This window comes from Nonomuraea sp. NPDC001684, from assembly GCF_053596515.1.
In genome coordinates, this window is sequence record NZ_JBSFGJ010000024.1 from 1 (window position 1) to 19,410 (window position 19,410).

Consider the following 19,410-nt stretch of genomic DNA (forward strand, 5'->3'; position numbering starts at 1 on the left):
CGATCGTGTCGCGTAACGCCTGGCCCGCGGTGCCGCCCGAGCTGATGGGGGCCAGGTCGAGGACGGACAGGCTCATGACGCGCTCCCGGGGAACGGGCGGCTGGGGATCTCCGCGCGCAGCGCCGGCGCGATCTCGGTCTGGAACAGCTCCAGCGTCTCCCGGTGCTGCCCCGGCGTCAGGCCGTCGGCGTCGGCGGGCAGGTGCATGACCTCGTGCCCGAACCGCTTGTGGTAGCGCAGCACCTTGTCGATGATCTGCTGCGGGCTGCCGACCAGGATCGAGCCGCGCTCGACGGCGTCCTCCAGGGTGGGGAAGACCGGCCGCACGCCGGCCCGCCGGAACGTCTCCAGGCGGGCCTGGTAGATCGGCCGGTACTCGGCCAGGGCCCGTTGCGAGGTGCGGGCCGCGTAGTAGCCCGCGCTGCCCGCCCCCACCAGGGCGTCGGCGGGGTCGTGGCCGTGATGGGCCCAGCGTTCGCGGTAGTGGTCGATCAGCTCGGCGTAGGGCTCGATGGGGTTGGTGACGTTGGCCGAGAACAGCGGGTCGCCGTGGCGGGCGGCCAGCTCGACCGACTCCTTGCTGGTCGCGCTGCCGTGCCAGACCCTGATCGGCCGTTGCAGCGGGCGCGGCCAGGTCTCGGCGTCGGTCAGCGCGGGCCGGAAGCGGCCCTGCCAGGTGACGCGGTCCTCCCGCCACAGGCGGCGGAACAGCTCGTACGACTCGCGGTTGCGCTCCCACTGGTCCGCGGCGGTGACGTGGAAGAGCCTGGCCTGCGCCGCGCCGTTGCCCTTGCCGACGATCAGTTCGAGCCGGCCGCCGGACAGGTGGTCGAGCGTGGCGTAGTCCTCGTAGGCGCGGACCGGGTCGAGCAGGCTCAGCGTGGTGACCGCGGTGAACAGCCTGATCCTGGACGTTTTGGCGGCGATGTGGCTGAGCACGACCGGGGGCGAGGAGGAGATGAAGGGCCGCTCGTGCCGCTCGCCCACGCCGTAGCCGTCGAAGCCCAGTTCCTCGAAGAGCACGGCGGTCTCGACGACCTCGCGGAATCGTTGCGTGGGTGACCGGCCGTCGCTGTGGACGATCAATGTGATGCCCAGAAATTTCATGACACCTCCGCGTACCTGCTCGCCGGGCGCGGCAGGCCGAGCAGCCCGCGTAACGTCCGGGCTTCGTACCCGCTCCTGAAGGCCCCGCGCCCGCGCAGCTCGGCCGTCAGCTCCCGGCTGATCCGCTCCAGGTCGTACGGCGCCGCCCCCGGCCGCAGCCGGAAGCCCTCGATCCCGGCCCGCCGCCACTCCAGCAGCAGGTCGGCCAGCTCCCCCGCGTCGCCGGTGAAGATCGCCGCGTCGGAGGTCAGTTCGGCCCCGTCCAGCTCGTCGAGCCGCGCCTTGCGCCGGGCCGCGTCCGGGCCCAGGAAGACGAGCAGGTCGGCGAAGATCCGCAGGTCGCCGGAGAGCCCCCGGACCTCCTGGACGATCTCCCGCGCGTGCTCGGCCGAGCGCGGCGTGACGAAGACGACGTCCGCGCCGCCCGCCGCGAACTCGTACGGCAGCCGGGCGTGGGCCAGCGCGGCCACGACCGGCTGCCCCTGCGGCGACCTGGGCGTGATGGACGGCCCCCGCACCGAGAAGAACCCGCCCTCGAAGTCGATGTGGTGGAGTTTGCCGCGGTCGACGAACCGGCCGGTGGCCACGTCCCTGATCTCGGCGTCGTCCTCCCAGCTGTCCCAGAGCCGCCGGGCCACCTCCACGGCGTCGGCGGCCTCGGCGAACAGGGCGCGGACGTGCGGGTCGGCCGACAGGTCCACCCCGCCGGGCCGGTTCAGCACCTGGTCGAGCGGGGCGAACCGGCGGCGGCCGAAGTGGGCCGCCTCGCTCGCCCGCGCCGAGACCTGCGGCCGCCAGCCCGCCCGGCCGCCGCTGACGTGGTCGAGGGTGGCGATGCCGATGGCCACGTGGAACGGCTCGGTGTGCGTGGTGGTGGCCGTCGGCACCAGGCCGATCCTGGTGGTCAGCGGCGCCAGCCGGGCCGCGAGCAGCACCGCGTCGAACCGGCCGCGTACCTGGTCGGTGCGGTCGTCGGGGCCGTCGGGCCGGGTGGACTGCAGGCCCAGCGCGTCCTCGAAGGTGACGAAGTCGAGCAGCCCGCGCTCGGCCTCGGCGACCAGCCCCGCCCAGTGACCGGCCGAGAAGAGCCGCGTGCCGGGGGCCGCGCGCCAGGCGGCGGGGTGCCAGCCGGCGCCGTCCAGGGCCACGGCCAGATGCAGCGTCATGACAGCTCCAGGTGCTCGCGCAGGGTGGTCCCGGTGTACTCCGTGCGGAAGACGCCGCGTTCGCGCAGCGCCGGCACCACCCGGTCGACGAACTCGTCCAGCCCGCCGGGGGTCAGGTGCGGGACGAGGATGAAGCCGTCGGCCGCGCCGGCCTGCACGTGCTCGTCCATCTGCCGGGCCACGCCCTCGGGGGTGCCGACGAACGTCTGCCGCCCGGTGACCTCGATCACCAGCTCGCGGATGCTCAGCCCCTTCTCCGCGGCCAGCGCCCGCCATTTGGCCGCCACCTCGGCGCGGTCCTTGATCGGCACCCGCCCCTGGGAGACGCCTTGGGACAGGTCCGGCTCGACGTCGGGGAACGGTCCATCGGGGTCGAAGGCCGACATGTCCCGCCCCCACACCTGCTCCAGGAACGCGATCGCGGTCTGCGGCCCGACCTGCTGCCGCCGGATCCTGGCCGCGTTCTCGGCGGCCTCCTCGTCGGTGTCGCCCAGCGCGAACGTCACACCGGGCATGATCTTGAGCTGGTGCGGCTCCCGGCCGTACCGGGCCAGGCGGCCCTTGACGTCGGCGGAGAAGCGCCTGCCGTCCTCCAGCCCGCCGTGCGGGGTGAAGACCACGTCGGCGTGGGCGGCGGCGAACTCGCGGCCGTCGTCCGAGTCGCCGGCCTGGATGATCACCGGGTGTCCCTGCGGGGAGCGCGGCAGCGTGAACCGGCCCTCGACGGTGAAGTGCCTGCCCCGGTGGCTGACCGTGCCGATCGCGCCCTCCCGCAGGAAGCGGCCCGCGCCCTGGTCGGCGAGCACGGCGTCCGGCTGCCAGGAGTCCCACAACTCGCGCGACAGCCGGACGAACTCCTCGGCCCGCCGGTACCGGTCGGCGGGGTCGAGGAAGCCGCCGCGGCGGAAGTTCTCGCCGGTGAAGGCGTCGGAGGTGGTCACCACGTTCCAGGCGGCCCGGCCCTCGCTCAGGTGGTCGAGCGTGGACAGCCGCCTGGCCAGCTCGTACGGCTCGTTGAAGGTGGCGTTGACCGTGCCCGCGAGCCCGAGCCGCGAGGTCACCGCGGCCAGGGCGCTGAGCACGGTCAGCGCCTCGGGCCTGCCGGCCACGTCCAGGTCGTGGATGCGGCCCTTGAGCTCGCGCAGCCGCAGCCCCTCGGCCAGGAAGAAGAAGTCGAACGTGCCGCGCTCGGCCGTCCTGGCGAGGTGGACGAACGAGGCGAAGTCGATCTGGCTCCCCGACCGGGGGTCGGCCCACACGGTGGTGTTGTTCACGCCGGGGAAGTGCGCGGCGAGGTGCACCTGCCTCTTGCGCGTCACCGGCCCCGCCCGTGCGGCGTGCCCCAGGCGGCGGGCAGGCCCTCGATGGTCTCGCCGAACGCCGGGCGCTGGTAGAGGTCGCGGGCGTAGCCCCAGAGGTGCTCGAAGTCGGGCAGCTCGCGCTCGCTGATGAGGTGCTCGCGGTTGTGCAGCGCGTCGAACCTGGCCAGCGTCACCCACAGCCGCACATCCGCCTCGGTGATCGTGTCGCCGGTCAGGAAGCGCTGCTCGGCCAGACGTTCGTCCAGGCGTTCCAGGGCCGCGACGACGCGGTGGCGCTCGTCCTCGCGGGCGGCCTCGGTGCCGGCGGGGGCCACCCGGGTGACGCCGGTGTTGACGTCGTGGTAGATCCACGCGTTCAGCTTGTCGATCTCGGCGCGCAGGTGCTCGGGGTAGAGGTCGACCGAGGTGTCGGCCCACTTCTCGAACTGGGTGGCCAGGTCGATCGTGATGTCGGGGAAGTTGTTGCTGACGATCCTGCGCCGCGCCCTGTCCCAGAGCACGGGCACCGAGATGTGGCCCGGGTAGCCCTTCTCGGTGGCGTCGTAGGCCTGCTCCAGGAAGGCGAACCCGTTGACCGGGTCCGGGCCCCTGCGCTCCCTGAAGGCCCAGCCCCGGCCGTCGCGCTCGTCGTCCACGTACGACAGCGAGACGACGTCCTCCAGGCGCTTGAGCTTGCGGACGATCGCGACGCGCTGGGCGTAGGGGCAGGTCCAGGCGGCATAGACGTGGTAGCGGCCGGGCTCGGCGCGGTAGCCGCTGGTGCCGTCGGCGGTGACGCGGTCCTGGAAGGGGTAGACCGGGCGGTCCCAGCCGGCCGACAGGTGCAGGCGGCCGGGGCCGTAGCGGCCGTAGGCGACGCGGTCGAGCGGGCCGGCGTAGACCGGCGTGCCGGTGGTGGCGGTCACAGGTTCTCCTGGTGGGGTAGGAAGCGGCCGAACCGGCCCTGGTGGTAGAGCAGCGGGCGGCCGGCGTTGTGCGTGGCCGCCTCGGCCACCAGGCCGACGACCAGCACGTGGTCGCCGACCTCGACGTTCTCGTACGGCAGGCAGATCAGGTGAGCGGAGACGTCCTGGAGCAGCGGCGCGCCGAGCGGCCCCGCCCGCCACCGCGTCGGCGCGGCGAACCTGTCCACCCCCTTGCGCGCGAACCGCGCCGCCAGCTCGGCCTGGTCGCTGGCCAGGATGTTGACCGCGAAGTGGTCGGCCCCCCGCAACCACGGCCAGGTGGTGGAGGACTGGTCCACGTAGAAGGAGACGAGCGGCGGGTCGAGGCTGACCGAGGAGAACGAGGTGGCGGTGAGCCCCACGGGGATGCCCTCGCTCTGCGCGGTGATCACCACCACTCCGCTGGCGTGCACGGCGAGCGCCTGGCGGAACACGTCGGCGCCGACGGCCTGCTGGTCGGGCAGGGTGTCGGTCATGCGCCGGCCTCCGCTCGGTACGGGCGGACGGTTCTGTTTGCGATCACGGAAAGGCTCCTCACGGGAGAGAGGGCGTGCTCACGCCGCTCCCGGCGACCGGGCCGGGAGCGCCGGGAAGGGGGCACGCGAGGGTTCGTCAGCGGAGGCGTGGACGGCGTCGGCCACGCTGGAGCGCTCAGGGGAAGGCGGGCGGCTGCTGGTCCGTGATCAACGACACTGCGCGCTGGCGACGTGGCCGAAGTCCACGTGCGGGCGCCTGGTCAGGAGAGTGCCCTGGCTCATGCCAACGACGCTAGGCCGCCGCGAGCCTCAAGTCAATATTCCCTACTGGTTTTAAAGGGAATACCTTATTGGGATGAATCGCGAAGTTTGGCGGGTGGCACCGGGATCGCCGGGAAGGGGTTGTCCGGCAGCAGGATGACCCGGCGCGCCTGCCGGGGCTGCATGGCGGCGTCGAGGTGGAGCAGGGCGGCCCCGATGCCGGCCGCGCCGACCATGTACCCGGTGTCCGCGCTCACCTCGCCCGGCCGCAGCCGCCGGTACGCCTGGTACCAGCGGAACCCCTGGCCGTCGTGGTTGTCGCCGCGCCCGATGAGGTGCCCGGCGAGCACCTGGGCCTGCGCGAGGCGGGTTTCGTCGCCGGTCGCCGCCCACAGGCCGACGAACAGTTCGAGCAGCCCGGCCGCGCCGCAACACTGGCAGGCCACGTTCCAGAAGCCGTCGGTCTGCCGGAGGGGGGCGCCGCTCTCGACGACGCCGTGCGCGAGCCGTTCGACCCAGTCGAGGTGGCCGGGGTCGCCGGTGACCCGGTACAGCTCGTAGAACATCCGGGCCACGCCCGCCGAGCCCGAACAGAAGCCCAGGTAGTGCAGCTCGCGCCCCTGCGGCACGTGATGCGGGACGACGGCGCACCTGCCCGCCACCGCGCTCACCTCGCGCACGAAGCCCGCGCCACGGGCGGCCGCCTCCAGGAAACGCCGCTCGCCCGTGACGCCGTGCAGCCTGGCCAGCAGGAAGGCGGTGCCCGCCGTGCCGGACAGGAAGCCCGGGGTGACGGCGTCGAGCGGCAGGTCGGCGCAGTCGCCGAAACGATGGCCGGGCACGGCGAGCCCGGCGATGCGCTCGCCCGCCGCCACCGCCGTCTCCTCGTAGCCGCGCACGCCGAGCGCGGCGGCGGCCTGGAGCAGCCCGAGCACGATCCCGCCGTCGCCGCGCTGGGCGGGCTCGCGGGTCCAGCCGAGGCCGCCGTCCAGCGGGCGCGCGGCGCGGACGATCGTGTCGGCCACCGCGACGGCCTCCTCCTCGAAGACGCCGTCGCCGAAGGCCCAGCCGGCCTCGATCAGCGCGACGAGCGTGCCGGTCAGGCCGTGGTAGAGGGTCAGGTCGGCGCGTTCGCGCCAGGTGGCGGCCAGGTAGCGGGCGCCTCTGCGGGCGTCGTCCAGGTACGCCTCGTGGCCGGTCGCGGCGGCCAGTTCCAGGAAGAACAGCACGATGCCGGCCGCGCCCGCGTACAGGGAGGCGGAGTCGCCGGCGGCGGCCGACCTGCCACGGGGGTCGGGGTTGGCGCGCCAGTGGCGGCCTCTGCCGTCGTCGACGGCGGCGGTGCGGATCCAGCGGCCCGCCATGATCGCGGCGGTCAGCGGAGTCTCGGCGCGCTCACTCGGCGAGCGGGTCCGGTCCAAGCCCATACTCCATTCTCCCACACTTCCGGTAGGAAAATCGGCCTTTTCTCAAGGGTTCGCCTCCATCATCGCGGGTAACGGAACGGTGACGTCGAGTATCGAACGGGGAGGGCGTCGTGAAGCGTCCCATCATCTGTGCCGCGATCCTGGCCCTGGGCGTCACGGGCTGCACGAACACCGGATACGACACCGGGCAGCACCTGCCGCAGAACGACGGCGCGAACGCCGACGCCAAGGGCGTCATGCACGTGCGCAACGCCCACCTTCGGGCCGCCGCCGGCCAGGCGGCCTCCCCGACCTCGCCCGCCGCCGAGCAGACCCTCTACGCCGTGCTGATCAACGACGGCCACAAGCCCGACCAGCTCCAGCGGATCACCGTCGACGGCGGCGGCGGCTCGGTGCAGCTCTCCGCCGCCGCCGCCGACATCCGGCCCGGCCAGCCCGTGGGCGCGGGCGACCAGCCGCTCGGCACGGTCACCGGCGTACGCGGCGCCACCGTGCCGATGACCTTCACCTTCCGCGACGCCGGGGCCGTGCGCGTGTACGTGCCCGTGAAGCAGAACGCGACCCAGTCCCCCGCCGGCTCGCCGGGCCCCGCGACCACTCCGGCGGCGCCGGGCCACGCGCCGCCCCACGCGCCCCGTCACCGGACCGGCCACTCAACCGGCCACTCAACCGGCCACTGACGGCCGCGGCGCCGACAGCAGCCGGTCCAGCTCGGCGGCGATCAGCGGCAGGTCGGCGTCCGGGTCGGCGGAGCGGGCCAGCAGCATGCCGCCCTCGCAGACCGCGCCGAACACGAGCTGCGCGCGGGCGGGCGCGTTCCCGTCCGCGATCCGCCCGTCCTCGGCGGCCCGGCGCAGGCCGCCGGCCAGGACGCGCAGCAGGTGGTCGTACTCGATCTCGCGGGCGGTCTCCCAGCCCAGCACCGAGGGCGCGTCGAGCAGCACGATCTGCCGGAAGCCCGGGTCGAGGCAGTGCTCCAGGAAGGTGCGCAGGCCCCGGCGCAGCGCCGCCAGCGGGTCGTCCTCCTGGGCCCCGGCGCGCTCCAGGGCCGCCGCGACCTCGGCCAGCTCGCCGGTGAACGCCGCCTTGAACAGCGCCGGCTTGCCGCCGAAGTGGTGGTAGGCGGCCCCCTTGGTCACCCCCGCGCGGGCGGCGACGGCGTCGATCGAGGTGTCGGCGTAGCCGTGCTCGCCGAACAGCCGGCGTGCGGCGCCCACCAGCCGCGCCGTCGTCTCGTCCGTGCGTTCTGCCTGGGTACGGCGGCTCATTGACTTCCATACTCCTAGTACGTATGTTCGAATCACGTACCAGAAGTATGGAACATGGAGGCCGATCGTGTCCGCAGAACCCATCGCCGTCTACGGAGCAAGTGGTCATACCGGACGCCTGGTGGCGGCGGAATTACGCGCCCGCGGCCTGGAGGTGATCCTGGCCGGCCGCGACGCCGCCCGCCTCAAGGCCGTCTCCGACGAGCTCGGCGGAGCCCGCGTGCACGAGGCCCCGCTCGACGACGCCGACGCCCTGCGGGCCCTCACCGCCGAGGCCGGCGTGCTGGTCCACTGCGCCGGGCCCTTCACCGACACCGGCCGGCCCGTGGCCCGCGCCGCGGCGGCGTCCGGCTGCCACTACGTCGACCACGCCCTGGAGCAGCACCACACCAAGTGGATGTTCGACACCATGTCCGAGCCCGCCGCGGCCGCGGGCATCACGATGATCACGGCCATGAGCTTCTACGGCGGAATGGGCGACCTGCTGGCCGCGGCCGTGTCCGCCGGGCTGACCGGCATCGACCGGGTGACCAGCGCGTACGCCGTGTCCGGCTGGCGGCTGACCACCGGCGCGCGCAAGACCGCCGAGCTGCTGTTCGCCGACACCCGCCGCATCACCTTCAGCGACGGCGCCCAGCACGTCGGGTACGTCGAGCCGCGCAACGCCGTCTTCCCCTTCCCGCCGCCGCTCGGACCGCGGACGATGATCGCGCCGATCCCGTCGTCGGAGGTCGTCACCGTGCCCAGGCACGTGCCGGCCCGCTGGGTCGAGGCGCAGCTCACCGCGCACACCTTCGAGGAGGAGGGCGCGTTCACCGGCGAGGCCGCCGACCCGGAGACCAGGGCGGGCTCGGAGTTCACCGTGGCCGTCCAGGTCGTCACCGAGGACGGCGGCGCGGCCGGCCGGATCACCGGCCGCGACCTGTGGCGGCTCAGCGCGCTGGCCTCGGTCGAGGCCGCCGTGCGGCTGGCCGGCGGGCACGGGCCGGGGCCCGGCGTCTTCGCCCCGGCCGAGGCGTTCCCCGCCGAGCCGTTCCTGCGCGACCTCGAAGCACTCGGGCTGCTCCGGCTCACCCTGCCGGGAAGGAGCGGGCGATGATCCTGGTCACGGGCGCGGCCGGCGGCCCCCAGGGCGGCACCGGCCGGCAGGTCGCCGAACAGCTGCTCCAGCGCGACCAGCCGGTGCGCGCCTTCGTGCACCGCGACGACGAGCGCGCCGGCGAGCTGCGCAAGCTCGGCGCGGACGTCGTCGTCGGCGACCTGCGCGAGATCAGGGACGTGCGGCCCGCGATGCGCGGGGTGCGGCGGGCGTACTTCACCTATCCGGTGACGGCCGGGCTGCTCGACGCGACCGGCGCGTTCGCGGCGGCGGCCAGGGAGGAGGGGGTGGAGCGGGTGGTCGAGGTCTCCCAGCTCGACGCCCAGCCCGAGGCCGGGACGCCGCGCATGCGCCGCCACTGGCTGTCGGAGCAGGTCTTCGACTGGGCGGGGGTGGGCGCGGTGCACCTGCGCGCGGCGGTCTTCTTCGAGAACCTGGCCGTCGTGGCGGACGCGTACGGCGAGCTGGCCCTCCCGCTGGGCCCGCCGGACACGCTGATCCCGCTCGTCGCCGCCGCCGACGTGGCGCGGGTGGGCGCGGGCCTGCTGCTGGACCCGGCGCCGGCCGACCCGGTGTGCCTGGTGACGGGCCAGATGGCGACGGCCGCCGAGGCCGCCGACGCCCTCGGCGTGCGCTACGCGGACCTGCCGCCCGAGGAGTGGGAGCGGCGGGCGCACGAGGTGTACCGCGACCCGTACGCCGTCGAGCACCTGAGCCACCTGTGGGCGATCTTCCGCTTCATCGGCTCCGGCGACCACCCGCTCTACCGGGTCACCGAGAGCATCGAGCGCGTCGGCGGGCGTCGTCCGGTGACGATCGGGGAGTTCGCCGCCGCCCGGCGCTGACCCCGTACTGGCCGGCCCGCCTCCACCAGGTCGGTCAGCGCAGGCCGGCGAGCACGCCGCGGGCGACGGCCTCCCGCCCGGCCTCCTCCTCGGCCGCCGCCGCCTGCTCGGCCGCCATCCGCACGTCGTAGGCGGCGCGGGCCGTGGCGATCTCGCCCTGGTGCTCCTCGGTCCAGGTGACCAGGGCGCGGATGGTGGCGTGCAACGTGCCGCCGAGGGGCGTCAGCGCGTAGTCCACGCGGGGCGGCACGGTCGGATGGACGGTACGGCTCACCAGGCCGTCGCGCTCCAGGTGACGCAGGGTCCTGGTCAGCATGCGCTGGCTCACGCCGTCGATCATGCGGCGCAGCTCGGTGAAGCGCAGGCTGCGCCGGTCGAGCAGCGCGATCACCTGGAGCGACCACTTGTCGGCGATCCGGTCGAGGATCTGCCTGACCTCGCAGTCCTCCCGCTGGTCCCATTGCAGCACGTCGTAGTCGGTATCCCCGCAGTGACCGAGGGACATCGAAGTTCCGTCTTCCATGGCTCCTTATGGTGACCAAAAATGCTGCTGGTTACAAGAAGGAACCGACCATTATGGAAGGAATGCACCATGTCTCCCTCGAACCACCCCCGCATGGGGGCGCGCGCGTGGAGCGCGCTGTTCGTCCTGGCGGGGGCCGTCTTCCTGGAAGGCATCGACGTGGCCATGCTCAACGTGGCGCTGCCGTCGATCCGCGCCGATCTCGGCCTGTCCACCGGCACGCTCAGCGGCGTGGTCAGCGCGTACGTGCTGGGTTACGGCGGCTTCATGCTGCTGGGCGGCCGGGCCGCCGACCTGCTCGGCCACCGCCGCATGTTCCTGACCTGGCTGACGGTGTTCCTGCTCTTCTCCGGCCTGGGCGGCCTGGCGACCGAAGGATGGATGTTGCTGGTCGCCCGGTTCGTCACGGGGGTCGCCGCCGCGTTCATGGCGCCCGCCGGGCTGGCGCTGGTCACCGGCAACTTCCCCGAGGGCCCGCAGCGCACCAAGGCGCTCGGCGTGTACGCCGGGACCGCGGCGGGCGGCTTCTCGCTCGGCCTGGTCGCCGGCGGCCTGCTGGCCTCGATCGGCTGGCGCTGGGTGTTCTTCGCCCCCGTCGTGCTGTCGGCGGTGATCCTGCTGGCCGCCGTCCCGCTGGTCAAGGACTCCGGCGAACGGGTGCGGGGCTCGTTCGACCTGGCCGGGGCGTTGACCATCACCGGCTCGATGTTGCTGCTCGTGTACGGCGTGGTCCGCCTGGAGGCCCCCGCGCACGGCTCCGGCGTCACCGTCGCGACGTTCGCCGCCGGGCTGCTGCTGCTCGCCCTGTTCGTGCTGATCGAACGCCGCTCGTCCAACCCGCTGGTCCGGCTGGACATCCTGCGCTCGGGGCCGCTCGTCCGGGCCAACCTCGGCGCGCTGCTCTTCCTGGCCTCGTTCGCCGGGTTCCAGTTCCTGGCCACGCTCTACCTGCAGGAGGTGCGCGGCTGGAGCACCCTGCAGACCGGCCTGGCCATGCTGGTGATCGGCGTCGACACGGTGCTGGCCCCCACGCTCACGCCGCGCCTGGTGAACAGGTTCGGCAACGCCCGCGTGCTGTTCGCCGGGATCGTGCTGTCGGCGCTGGCGTACGCGCTGTTCCTGCCGGTCGGCCCGGACTGGACGTACGCCGCCATGCTGCCCACCATGCTCCTGCTCGGCCTGGCCTTCTCGCTGACCTACGGCCCGCTGACCATGGCCGCGACCGAGGGCGTGGCGGAGGACCGGCAGGGCCTGGCCGGCGGCCTGCTCTACACCGCGATGCAGTTCGGCACCGCGCTCGGCCTGTCGGCGGTCACCGCCGTGAACGTGGCCGCGCTCGGCGGCGGCGCCGCGCCGACCCTGGACTCTCTGCGGATCGCCCTGGCCGTCCCGGTGGCCGTCGCGGTGGCGGCCGTGCTGGTGGCCGCGTTCGGCCTGCGTGCCCGCGCCGCCGCCGCGCCCGTCGAGAGCCCGGTGCCCGAGACCGTCGGCTAGGACGGGTCCGCCCCCGGCTCCTTGCGCACCCGGGAGATCTTGTCGGGGTTCGCGACCGTGTAGATGTCGCGCACCTGCGACCCGTCGGAGGTCAGATCGACGACCATGACGGCGAACGGCGCGTTATCCACGAACACCACCGCCGAGGGGTCCCCGTTGGTCTCCCGGTACTGGATGTCCAGCCCCTCCATCGGCTGCGCGGTGCGCGCGACGAGCAGCCGGGCCACCTTGTCGCGGCCCCGGACCGGACGCGGCCCGCCCACCACGGACTTGCCGCCGCCGTCGGCCCACAGGGTCACCTCCGGCGCCAGCAGCTCCATCAGCGCGTCGAGGTCGCCGCCGAACGCCGCCGCCACGAACCGCTCGGTCACCTCCTGCTGGACGTGCGCGTCCACCCGGTACCGCGGACGCCGGGCCTGCACGTGCTCGCGGGCCCGGTGCGCGAGCTGGCGTACGGCGGCGGGGCTGCGGCCGAGCATGCCGGCGATCTCGGCGTGCTGGAAGGCGAACACCTCGTGCAGGACGAACACGGCCCGCTCCAGCGGGGTCAGCGTCTCCAGCACCACCAGCAGGGCCAGCGACACCGACTCGCCCCGCACCACGTCCTCCGCCCCGTCGGCCGCCCCGTCAGCCGCGGTGACCAGGGGTTCGGGCAGCCACGGCCCGACGTAGGTCTCGCGGCGGCGGCGCAGCGCCGACTGGTGCGCGAGCGCCTGGTTCACGGCGATGCGCACCAGGTAGGCGCGCGGGTTGCCGATCTCGTCCGGGTCCCGCGACGACCAGGCCAGCCAGGTGTCCTGGAGCACGTCCTCGGTGTCGGAGACGCTGCCGAGCATGTTGTAGACGATGGAGAACAGCAGCTCCCTGTGGCCGCCGAAAACGTCCGTCATTCCAGGCATCATGTCCTTTGAGAGCCTTTGCGGCCCCCGGGTGTGACATGAACTGCGTCACACCAGGTAACGCAGCCACAGGTACGGCGTCGCCAGCGCGACCGTCGTCGCGGTGACGATCAGACCGTACTTCGTGAACTGCCAGAAGCTGATCGGGGTGCCGTTGCGGGCGGCGATGCCGAGGATGACCACGTTCGCCGCCGCGCCCACGGCGGTGGCGTTGCCGCCCAGGTCGGCGCCGAGCGCCAGGGCCCACCACAACACCTGCGCCGGCCCCTCCCCGCCGTTGGCCTGGACGAGGTCGGCGACGATCGGGCTCATGGTGGCCACGTACGGGATGTTGTCGACGATGGCGGAAAGGCCCGCCGAGGCCCACAGCAGGACCATCGTGGTCAGCCCGAGCCGGCCGTGCGTGGCCTGCGCGGCGGCCTGGGAGACCTGGGCGATGACCCCGGTCTCCACCAGCGCGCCGACCATGACGAACAGCCCCGCGAAGAACACCAGCGTGGGCCACTCGACCTCGGCGATCGCCTCCTCGGTGGTCACCTTGGTGAGCGCCACCAGCACGCCCGCGCCGAGCAGCGCCACCACCGACGGCTCGTAGTGCAGCACGGGATGCAGCACGAACGCCGCCATCACCACCGCGAGCACGGTCAGCGACTGCCACAGCAGCCTGCGGTCGGCGATGGCCTCGCGCTCGTCGAGCGTCATGATCTCGGCCGCCAGCTCGGGGTCGTAGCGGAACGACCGGCGGAACATCACCCGGCACAGCCCGATGAAGACCACGAGCAGCACCACGATCAGCGGGGCGAGATGCGCGAGGAAGTCGTTGAAGGTCAGCCCGCCGCGGCTGGCGATGATGATGTTGGGCGGGTCGCCGACCAGGGTGGCGGTGCCGCCGATGTTGGAGGCCATCGCCTCGGCGATGAGGAACGGCGCCACCGGCAGCGCCAGCCGCTCGCAGACCAGGAACGTCACCGGCGCGATCAGCAGCACGGTGGTCACGTTGTCCAGCAGCGCCGACGCGCCCGCGGTGATCAGGATCAGCAGCACCATGAGCCGGAACGGGCGCCCCCTGGCCCGTTTGGCGGCCCAGATGGCCAGGAACTCGAAGACGCCCGTCTGTTTCAGCACGCCGACGATGACCATCATGCCGAGCAGCAGGAAGATGACGTTCCAGTCGATGCCGGTGTGCTCGTCGAAGAAGGCGGCGCCGCCGTCGGTGGCGTGCAGCACCAGCATGATCCCCGCGCCGCCGAGCGCGGCGGCGACCCGGTGCACCTTCTCGGTGGCGATCAGCGTGTACGAGACGAGGAAGACGGCGACCGCCAGCCACGCGGTGACGGTCACGGCGGACCACCCGGGAAAGCCTTCAAGGAGAACTCCACGATCGACGGCAGAATCGCCGACCAGACTTCCCGGCACACCTCAGGACAACTTACCAAGATGCGCGGCCGGACGGGACCGGCGGACTGGCCGCCCGTACGGGGCCAGGCGCCGGTCGCGCCCGGTGGGGTGGCCGGTCAGCCGACGTTGAACTGCCCCTTGAAGCCCGCGTGCAGCACGCTGCCGGACGAGCCCGAGGCGCACGTGCCCGAACCGCCGAGCAGGTACGTGTCGAACCGGCCGGTGAACGTCCTGCCCCTGAACGGCCCGGACTGGATCGTCCCCGACACCTTGGCCGTGTCGTGCACGATCTCGACGATGCGCGCGCTGGCCTTGCTGGTCTGCCTGGTGCCCTTGATGGTCCAGTCGATGGTGACCGTGCCGGTGCCCCCGGGCGCGGCGGTCCCGGCGGCGGCGGCGCGGTCGCGGATGACGCCGTCGGACTGCCCCCAGCGCTCGCGGTCGTAGACGACGCGGTCGGCCAGGTTGCGCTCGTCCTGGTCGTGGATGATGCGGTCGGCCAGGCTGCGGCCCTCGCGGTTGTAGACGATGCGGTTGGACAGGCTGCGGTTCTCGGCGTCGCGGTCGCCGAACACGCGGTCGAAGGCGTTGCCCTCGCCGGACGGCCGCCCCCTGGTGATGGTGCGTCCGCCGCAGCTCGGGTTCACGCCGTTGAAGCTGGCTCTGAGCCGTGCCGCGGTGACGCCCGTGCCGCTGTGGTCGACGCAGTTCCACGGCTCCCGGCGGCTGACGGAACGGTCCAGGTGCAGCAGCCGCTGCGCCCCGGGAATGTACTGTGCCTGGCCGGACACGGTGCAGGAGATCACGGCCGCGGCGTGCGCGGCCCCCGGGACGACGGCCGGAGCCAGGACGGTCAGCCCGGCGGCGGCCAGGGCGGGCAGTGACGTGGCGAGAGTAGGCATGAGACTGCTCCTTTTCGAGGCAGGACGGGTCGGCGCATCGGGCCGACCTGTCACGACAGGACGGGTCGACGCGAGCCGGCCCGGGCCCGCCATCGCTCTCCGGTGAGAGGTCCCGATCTCGGACGCTACGAAGCGAACCGCAAACATCGCCCCAAATGGCCGCACGTGGCGTCCCAGATGTACGGACTCACCCCTGCCTGTCCGCCCTCGACATTCCCGGCAGCGCAGGCGCGGCAGCCCGGCAGCCGGAGCAGGCGATCAGAGGAGGTCGTGCGCGCGGGCCGCGGCGGCCGCCTGCGTACGGGTGGCGACCTCCAGCTTGGCCAGGATGTTGGAGACGTGCACGCTCACCGTCTTCTGCGCGATGAACAGCCGCCCGGCGATCTCCTTGTTGGTAAGCCCCTCGGCGACCAGCCGCAACACCTCGACCTCGCGCGCGGTGAGCCCGCCCTCGGCCTGCCCGCCGCCGAACCTGGCCCGCCTGCCGAACTCCGTCAGCGCGGCCTCCAGCGGCGCGGCCCGCAGTCGGCCGGCCGCCTCCTTGGCGAGGGACCACTCCTGCTGCGCCGCCTCGCGCTCACCGGCCGCGAGCAGCGCCTCGGCCAGCCGCCAGCGCGCCCTGGCCACCTCGTAGACGAAGCCGAAGTCGAACGCCGCGACCACCTCGCGCCACAGCTCGACGTCGAGCCGCCCGTGGAGGCGGTGCCAGTCGGCCTCCACGCGCAGCGCCCACGCCTGGCCCTCGGGGCCGAGGTGGCCGCCGTCGCCGGTCGGCCCTCTCGTGGCGGCGAACCGGGCGCGGGCCAGCAGGTCGTCGGCCCCCTCGGTGGTGCCCAGCTCGGCCATCGCCCACAGGCTGACGGCGGCCAGCCGCAGCGTGCCCGACTCGCCCTCGTCGAGCGTGGCCATGGCCGCGTGGGCGTGGTCGAGCGCGGCGGCCGGGTCGCCGTTCCACAGGGCGTGCTCGGCGGCCATGCCCCGCGACATGTACGTCGCCAGCGGGTCGTGCCAGAACGGGCGCAGCCACCCCAGCCGCGCCTCCACCGCGGGCAACCCCCGCCCCACCTCGATGAACAGGGCGAAGGACGACAGGATGGCCTCCGACAACGTGCCCACCCGCGCGCCGAACCCGGCGGCCACCGCCTCCGCGGCGTCCCACTCGCCGGCGACGTAGTGGATGAGCAGGCGCAGGAAGCGCAGGTCGGTGCCGTAGGTGCTCCAGTTGAGGCCGGTGTGGACGGCCAGCTTGATGCCGTCGTCGGCGACCTCGGCGGCCTGGGCCGGCAGGCCCTGCTCGTAGAGGATGCGGGCGTGGTGGAAGCGGGCCCGCAGATCCATCGCCAGGTCGCCGGTCTCCCGGGCGGAGGCGCTCTCGACCAGCGAATGGGCGCGGGCGACGTCGCCCCGCTGCTCGACGTAGCTGGCCAGCGTGAGCAGCGCGCCCACCTCGGCGTCGACGGCGCCGCAGGCGCGGGCCGTCTCCAGGGCGCGCGCGGTCAGCGGCTCGACCTCGTGGTGGCGCGGCGTCCACAGCAGCGTGCGGGCCTGCGTGGCGAGGGCACGGGCGAGGCTCGGCTCGTCTTCGGCGCTCTCGACCGCGCGCTCGGCCGCCGCGATGGCGCCGGGCGGGTCGTTGGTCTCGTAGAGGTAGTACGCCAGCCGCTCCTCCACCTCGGAGGTCGAGGGCAGCGCGCGCAGCCGGTGGACCGCGCGGTGGTTGTCGCCGCTGTCGGCCGCCGCGACGGCGCTGCGGAAGGCCAGCGCGACCCGGCTCTCCCCGGCCAGCCCGGCGGCGCCCTCGACGCGGTCCCACAGGCCGAGCGCCTGGTCGTAGTGGTTGTGGGCCTCGGCGGGCGCACCCAGCCGCTCGGCCTCGCGGCCCGCCTGCGCCGAGGCCGCCAGCGCCCCGGCCAGGTCGTGGCTGGCGAGGTGGTGGTGGGCCAGCTCGGCGGGCGAGGTGAGCAGCCGGGCGAAGTCGGCATGGAGCCGCGTGCGCTCGCCGGGCAGCAGGTCGGTGTAGACGGCCTCCTGCAGCAGGGCGTGGCGGAAGGCGTAGCCGTGGCCATGCACCTTGAGCAGGCCGCGCGAGACGATCTCCCTGACCGCCTCCTCGAACTCGGCCAGCGGCAGCCCCGCCACCTCGCGCAGCAGGTCGTCCTCCACCCGGCGGCCGGCCACCGCGGCGGCGCGCAGCACCCGCTGCCCGGCCTCGGACAGCACCTCGACCCGCGACAGCAGCAGGCTGGCCAGCCCGTCGGGCAGGCTGTCGCCCTCGGACATGGCCGCGAACAGCTCTTCGGCGTAGAACGGGTTGCCCTCGGCGCGCGAGACGATGAGCCCGAGCTCCTGCGCGTCCACCTGCCCCAAGGTGGTGACATAGTCCGACATTTCGCCGGATTCCAGCGGGCCGAGCTCCACGTTCGTCACCGACGGCAGCCGCTTCAGCTCGGCCAGCACCGCGCGCAGCGGATGGCGGCGGTGGAGGTCGTCGGTGCGGTAGGTGCCGGCCACGCAGACGCGCTCGCTCTGGAGCATGCGGCTGAGGAAGACCAGCAGGTCGCGGGTGGAACGGTCGGCCCAGTGGAGGTCTTCGATCACGAACAGCACCGGCTGGACGTCGGCCAGCAGCCCGAGCAGCGACCCGAACAGCCGCTGCTGGGTGAGCCCGGCCGACGGCGCCCCGCTCTCCCGGCCCGGCAGGAGCTGGCCCAGCATGGGATGGGCGGCGACCGCCTCGCGCACGCCGGGCTCGGCCCCGCGCAGCGCGTCGGCCAGCGGCAGGTAGGGCAGCGCGTCGCCCAGCTCGGCGCACTGGCCGACCATGACGTGGAAGCCGCGCTCGCGCGCCTCGGCGACCAGCTCGCCGACCATGCGGGTCTTGCCGATCCCCGCGTCGCCGCCGACGAGCGCGACCCCGGCCGTGCCGTCGGCCGCGGACTCCAGCACACGCACGAGCTTGGACAGCTCGGCCGAGCGCCCGACGAGAAGACCGTTCACGCCAGCAAGTGTGCCACGCGCCTGTGACATTCCATTGGTCCGCCCGGCCGCCGCGGAATTGGCCCTCATCGTCCTGCCGGACCCGCTCTACGCTGCTCTTTCGTGATCTCCTTGACGACTTTCGCGCTCTTCATGACGGCCTCGCTCGCCCTGGTGCTCGTCCCCGGCCCCAACCACCTCTACATCACCGCGCGGGGCCTGGCCCAGGGCAGGGCCGCCGGGCTGGCCAGCGCGCTCGGCGTGGAGACCGGGACGCTGGTGCACATCGCCGCCGCGGCGGCCGGGCTCTCGTACGTGATCTCGCGGTCGGCGACGCTGTTCGCGGTCGTCAAGTGGGCCGGCGTGGCCTACCTCGTCTACCTGGGCGTGCGCGCCTTCACCGCCAAGGACGCGCAGGCCGGGACGCCGCCCGTGCAGCCGCTGGCCAAGGTGTTCCTCGAAGGGGTCCTGGTCAACGTGCTCAACCCCAAGGTGGCGCTGTTCTTCGTGGCGTTCCTCCCGCACTTCGTGGACCCCGGCGCCGGCTCGCCGGCGCTGCAGATCGTCGTGTTCGGCCTGACGCTGCTGCTCCTGGGGCTCGTCTCCGACGTCGTGTACGCCCTCACCGCCGGCACCCTCGGCACCCGGCTGACCAGGGGCGCCAAGGCCCTGCGGTACGTCAGCGGCGTCGTCTACCTGGGGCTCGGCGTGGCCATGGCGTTCGCCGGGAGAAAATGACCTATGGCGCCGAGGAAGCAGCAGGAGATCTTCGACGCGACCCTGTGGATGGTCGCGGAGAAGGGCTACGACGGGCTCACCGTCGAGGGGGTCGCCGAGCGCTCGGGGGTCAACAAGACGACGATCTACCGGTGGTGGCCGTCCAAGGCGGCGCTGCTGGTGGCCGCGATGATCGAGTCGGACGTGCTGGCGTTCGAGCCGCCGGACACCGGGTCGTTCCGCGGCGACCTGGTGGCGCTGGTCGAGCAGGTCGGGCGGCTGCTCACCGAGCCGCCCGGCAGCGACATCGCGGTCGCGGCGCTGGCCGCCGCCGTGCGCCATCCCGAGCTCGACGTCCGCCGGTTCTTCGCCGACCGGTTCGCGCGAGAACGCGTGGTGTTCGAGCGCGCGGTGCGGCGGGGTGAGCTGAGCGCGTCCGCCGACCCGTTGCTGATCATGGATCTGCTGGCCGGGGCCGTGTGGATGCGCACGGTCTTCCGCGGTCTGCCGCTGCCCGGCGGCTTCGCCGAGAAGGCCGTCTCGGCCCTGCTCGACGCCTTCTGAGCGGCGGCGCCTGATTCGGGGC

18 protein-coding genes are annotated in these 19,410 nt (G+C 73.4%); 6 read left to right on the forward strand and 12 right to left on the reverse strand.

Features of this window, described 5'->3' with window-relative positions:
- Positions 1-72: 72 nt before the first annotated feature.
- From ACWCSD_RS07730 to ACWCSD_RS07755, 6 genes are all read right to left on the reverse strand, one after another.
- Positions 73-1,107, reverse strand: a complete 1,035-nt coding sequence (locus ACWCSD_RS07730; RefSeq protein WP_387668538.1) for an LLM class flavin-dependent oxidoreductase — start codon at positions 1,105-1,107, stop codon at positions 73-75.
- Positions 1,104-2,273 carry an LLM class flavin-dependent oxidoreductase gene (locus tag ACWCSD_RS07735; RefSeq protein ID WP_397164838.1) on the reverse strand — a complete coding sequence of 390 codons (1,170 nt, stop codon included), beginning with the start codon at positions 2,271-2,273 and terminating at the stop codon, positions 1,104-1,106. Before ACWCSD_RS07735 ends, ACWCSD_RS07730 begins: the two co-directional genes overlap by 4 nt.
- A complete protein-coding gene (locus ACWCSD_RS07740) occupies positions 2,270-3,592 on the reverse strand; it encodes an NtaA/DmoA family FMN-dependent monooxygenase (protein WP_449913588.1) in 1,323 nt (440 codons plus the stop codon). The genes ACWCSD_RS07735 and ACWCSD_RS07740 overlap by 4 nt, the downstream gene beginning before the upstream one ends.
- On the reverse strand, positions 3,589-4,500 hold the full coding sequence (locus ACWCSD_RS07745; RefSeq protein ID WP_449913589.1) for a glutathione S-transferase C-terminal domain-containing protein: 912 nt from the start codon (positions 4,498-4,500) through the stop codon (positions 3,589-3,591). Before ACWCSD_RS07745 ends, ACWCSD_RS07740 begins: the two co-directional genes overlap by 4 nt.
- Entirely contained in the window at positions 4,497-5,015 is a 519-nt protein-coding gene (locus tag ACWCSD_RS07750) for a flavin reductase family protein (RefSeq protein ID WP_397164843.1), read from the reverse strand. Before ACWCSD_RS07750 ends, ACWCSD_RS07745 begins: the two co-directional genes overlap by 4 nt.
- A gap of 347 nt (positions 5,016-5,362) precedes the next feature.
- Positions 5,363-6,703: a lanthionine synthetase LanC family protein gene (locus ACWCSD_RS07755; protein ID WP_449913592.1), complete on the reverse strand. Its 1,341-nt coding sequence runs from the start codon at positions 6,701-6,703 to the stop codon at positions 5,363-5,365.
- Positions 6,704-6,813: 110 nt separating this feature from the next.
- Between ACWCSD_RS07755 and ACWCSD_RS07760 the strand changes: the two genes are divergently transcribed.
- Positions 6,814-7,383, forward strand: a complete 570-nt coding sequence (locus tag ACWCSD_RS07760) for a hypothetical protein (RefSeq protein ID WP_449913593.1) — start codon at positions 6,814-6,816, stop codon at positions 7,381-7,383.
- Here the strand turns inward: ACWCSD_RS07760 and ACWCSD_RS07765 are convergent.
- On the reverse strand, positions 7,369-7,971 hold the full coding sequence (locus tag ACWCSD_RS07765; protein ID WP_449913594.1) for a TetR/AcrR family transcriptional regulator: 603 nt from the start codon (positions 7,969-7,971) through the stop codon (positions 7,369-7,371). The two genes, ACWCSD_RS07760 and ACWCSD_RS07765, sit on opposite strands and share 15 nt — an antisense overlap.
- Positions 7,972-8,038: 67 nt before the next feature.
- Between ACWCSD_RS07765 and ACWCSD_RS07770 the strand changes: the two genes are divergently transcribed.
- A complete protein-coding gene (locus ACWCSD_RS07770; RefSeq protein WP_397164850.1) occupies positions 8,039-9,070 on the forward strand; it encodes a saccharopine dehydrogenase NADP-binding domain-containing protein in 1,032 nt (343 codons plus the stop codon).
- Positions 9,067-9,915 (forward strand): NAD(P)H-binding protein, encoded by an 849-nt coding sequence (locus ACWCSD_RS07775; protein ID WP_397164852.1) that lies wholly within the window; start codon positions 9,067-9,069, stop codon positions 9,913-9,915. Before ACWCSD_RS07770 ends, ACWCSD_RS07775 begins: the two co-directional genes overlap by 4 nt.
- A gap of 34 nt (positions 9,916-9,949) precedes the next feature.
- Here ACWCSD_RS07775 and ACWCSD_RS07780 read toward each other — a convergent pair whose 3' ends face one another.
- Entirely contained in the window at positions 9,950-10,438 is a 489-nt protein-coding gene (locus ACWCSD_RS07780) for a winged helix-turn-helix transcriptional regulator (protein ID WP_358282985.1), read from the reverse strand.
- A gap of 69 nt (positions 10,439-10,507) precedes the next feature.
- Between ACWCSD_RS07780 and ACWCSD_RS07785 the strand changes: the two genes are divergently transcribed.
- The gene (locus ACWCSD_RS07785; protein ID WP_449913596.1) at positions 10,508-11,932 is read left to right on the forward strand and encodes an MFS transporter; all 1,425 of its coding nucleotides are present in this window, start codon (positions 10,508-10,510) and stop codon (positions 11,930-11,932) included.
- Here ACWCSD_RS07785 and sigJ read toward each other — a convergent pair.
- From sigJ to ACWCSD_RS07805, 4 genes are all read right to left on the reverse strand, one after another.
- Positions 11,929-12,822, reverse strand: coding sequence for an RNA polymerase sigma factor SigJ (sigJ, locus tag ACWCSD_RS07790; RefSeq protein ID WP_449913597.1), 894 nt, complete (start codon positions 12,820-12,822; stop codon positions 11,929-11,931). The genes ACWCSD_RS07785 and sigJ overlap by 4 nt on opposite strands.
- 57 nt (positions 12,823-12,879) lie before the next feature.
- Complete coding sequence (locus tag ACWCSD_RS07795) at positions 12,880-14,172, reverse strand: ArsB/NhaD family transporter (RefSeq protein ID WP_352349485.1); 1,293 nt, start codon at positions 14,170-14,172, stop codon at positions 12,880-12,882.
- Positions 14,173-14,345: 173 nt separating this feature from the next.
- The gene (locus ACWCSD_RS07800; RefSeq protein ID WP_397164857.1) at positions 14,346-15,131 is read right to left on the reverse strand and encodes a hypothetical protein; all 786 of its coding nucleotides are present in this window, start codon (positions 15,129-15,131) and stop codon (positions 14,346-14,348) included.
- A gap of 258 nt (positions 15,132-15,389) precedes the next feature.
- Entirely contained in the window at positions 15,390-18,128 is a 2,739-nt protein-coding gene (locus tag ACWCSD_RS07805; RefSeq protein ID WP_449913598.1) for a helix-turn-helix transcriptional regulator, read from the reverse strand.
- Between the two features lie 102 nt (positions 18,129-18,230).
- Here ACWCSD_RS07805 and ACWCSD_RS07810 point away from each other — a divergent pair, with 102 nt between their 5' ends.
- The gene (locus ACWCSD_RS07810; RefSeq protein ID WP_397164861.1) at positions 18,231-18,845 is read left to right on the forward strand and encodes a LysE family translocator; all 615 of its coding nucleotides are present in this window, start codon (positions 18,231-18,233) and stop codon (positions 18,843-18,845) included.
- A gap of 3 nt (positions 18,846-18,848) precedes the next feature.
- On the forward strand, positions 18,849-19,388 hold the full coding sequence (locus tag ACWCSD_RS07815) for a TetR/AcrR family transcriptional regulator (RefSeq protein ID WP_397164863.1): 540 nt from the start codon (positions 18,849-18,851) through the stop codon (positions 19,386-19,388).
- Positions 19,389-19,410 lie beyond the last annotated feature (22 nt).

Excerpts from the sequence above, each read along its gene's own strand:
- ACWCSD_RS07730 (WP_387668538.1), bottom strand. The coding sequence starts at position 1,107 with ATGAAATTTCTGGGCATCACATTGATCGTCCACAGCGACGGCCGGTCA.
- ACWCSD_RS07735 (WP_397164838.1), bottom strand. The coding sequence starts at position 2,273 with ATGACGCTGCATCTGGCCGTGGCCCTGGACGGCGCCGGCTGGCACCCC.
- ACWCSD_RS07750 (WP_397164843.1), bottom strand. The coding sequence starts at position 5,015 with ATGACCGACACCCTGCCCGACCAGCAGGCCGTCGGCGCCGACGTGTTC.
- ACWCSD_RS07755 (WP_449913592.1), bottom strand. The coding sequence starts at position 6,703 with ATGGGCTTGGACCGGACCCGCTCGCCGAGTGAGCGCGCCGAGACTCCG.
- ACWCSD_RS07765 (WP_449913594.1), bottom strand. The coding sequence starts at position 7,971 with ATGAGCCGCCGTACCCAGGCAGAACGCACGGACGAGACGACGGCGCGG.
- ACWCSD_RS07775 (WP_397164852.1), top strand. The coding sequence starts at position 9,067 with ATGATCCTGGTCACGGGCGCGGCCGGCGGCCCCCAGGGCGGCACCGGC.
- ACWCSD_RS07780 (WP_358282985.1), bottom strand. The coding sequence starts at position 10,438 with ATGGAAGACGGAACTTCGATGTCCCTCGGTCACTGCGGGGATACCGAC.
- ACWCSD_RS07785 (WP_449913596.1), top strand. The coding sequence starts at position 10,508 with ATGTCTCCCTCGAACCACCCCCGCATGGGGGCGCGCGCGTGGAGCGCG.
- sigJ (WP_449913597.1), bottom strand. The coding sequence starts at position 12,822 with ATGACGGACGTTTTCGGCGGCCACAGGGAGCTGCTGTTCTCCATCGTC.
- ACWCSD_RS07800 (WP_397164857.1), bottom strand. The coding sequence starts at position 15,131 with ATGCCTACTCTCGCCACGTCACTGCCCGCCCTGGCCGCCGCCGGGCTG.
- ACWCSD_RS07815 (WP_397164863.1), top strand. The coding sequence starts at position 18,849 with ATGGCGCCGAGGAAGCAGCAGGAGATCTTCGACGCGACCCTGTGGATG.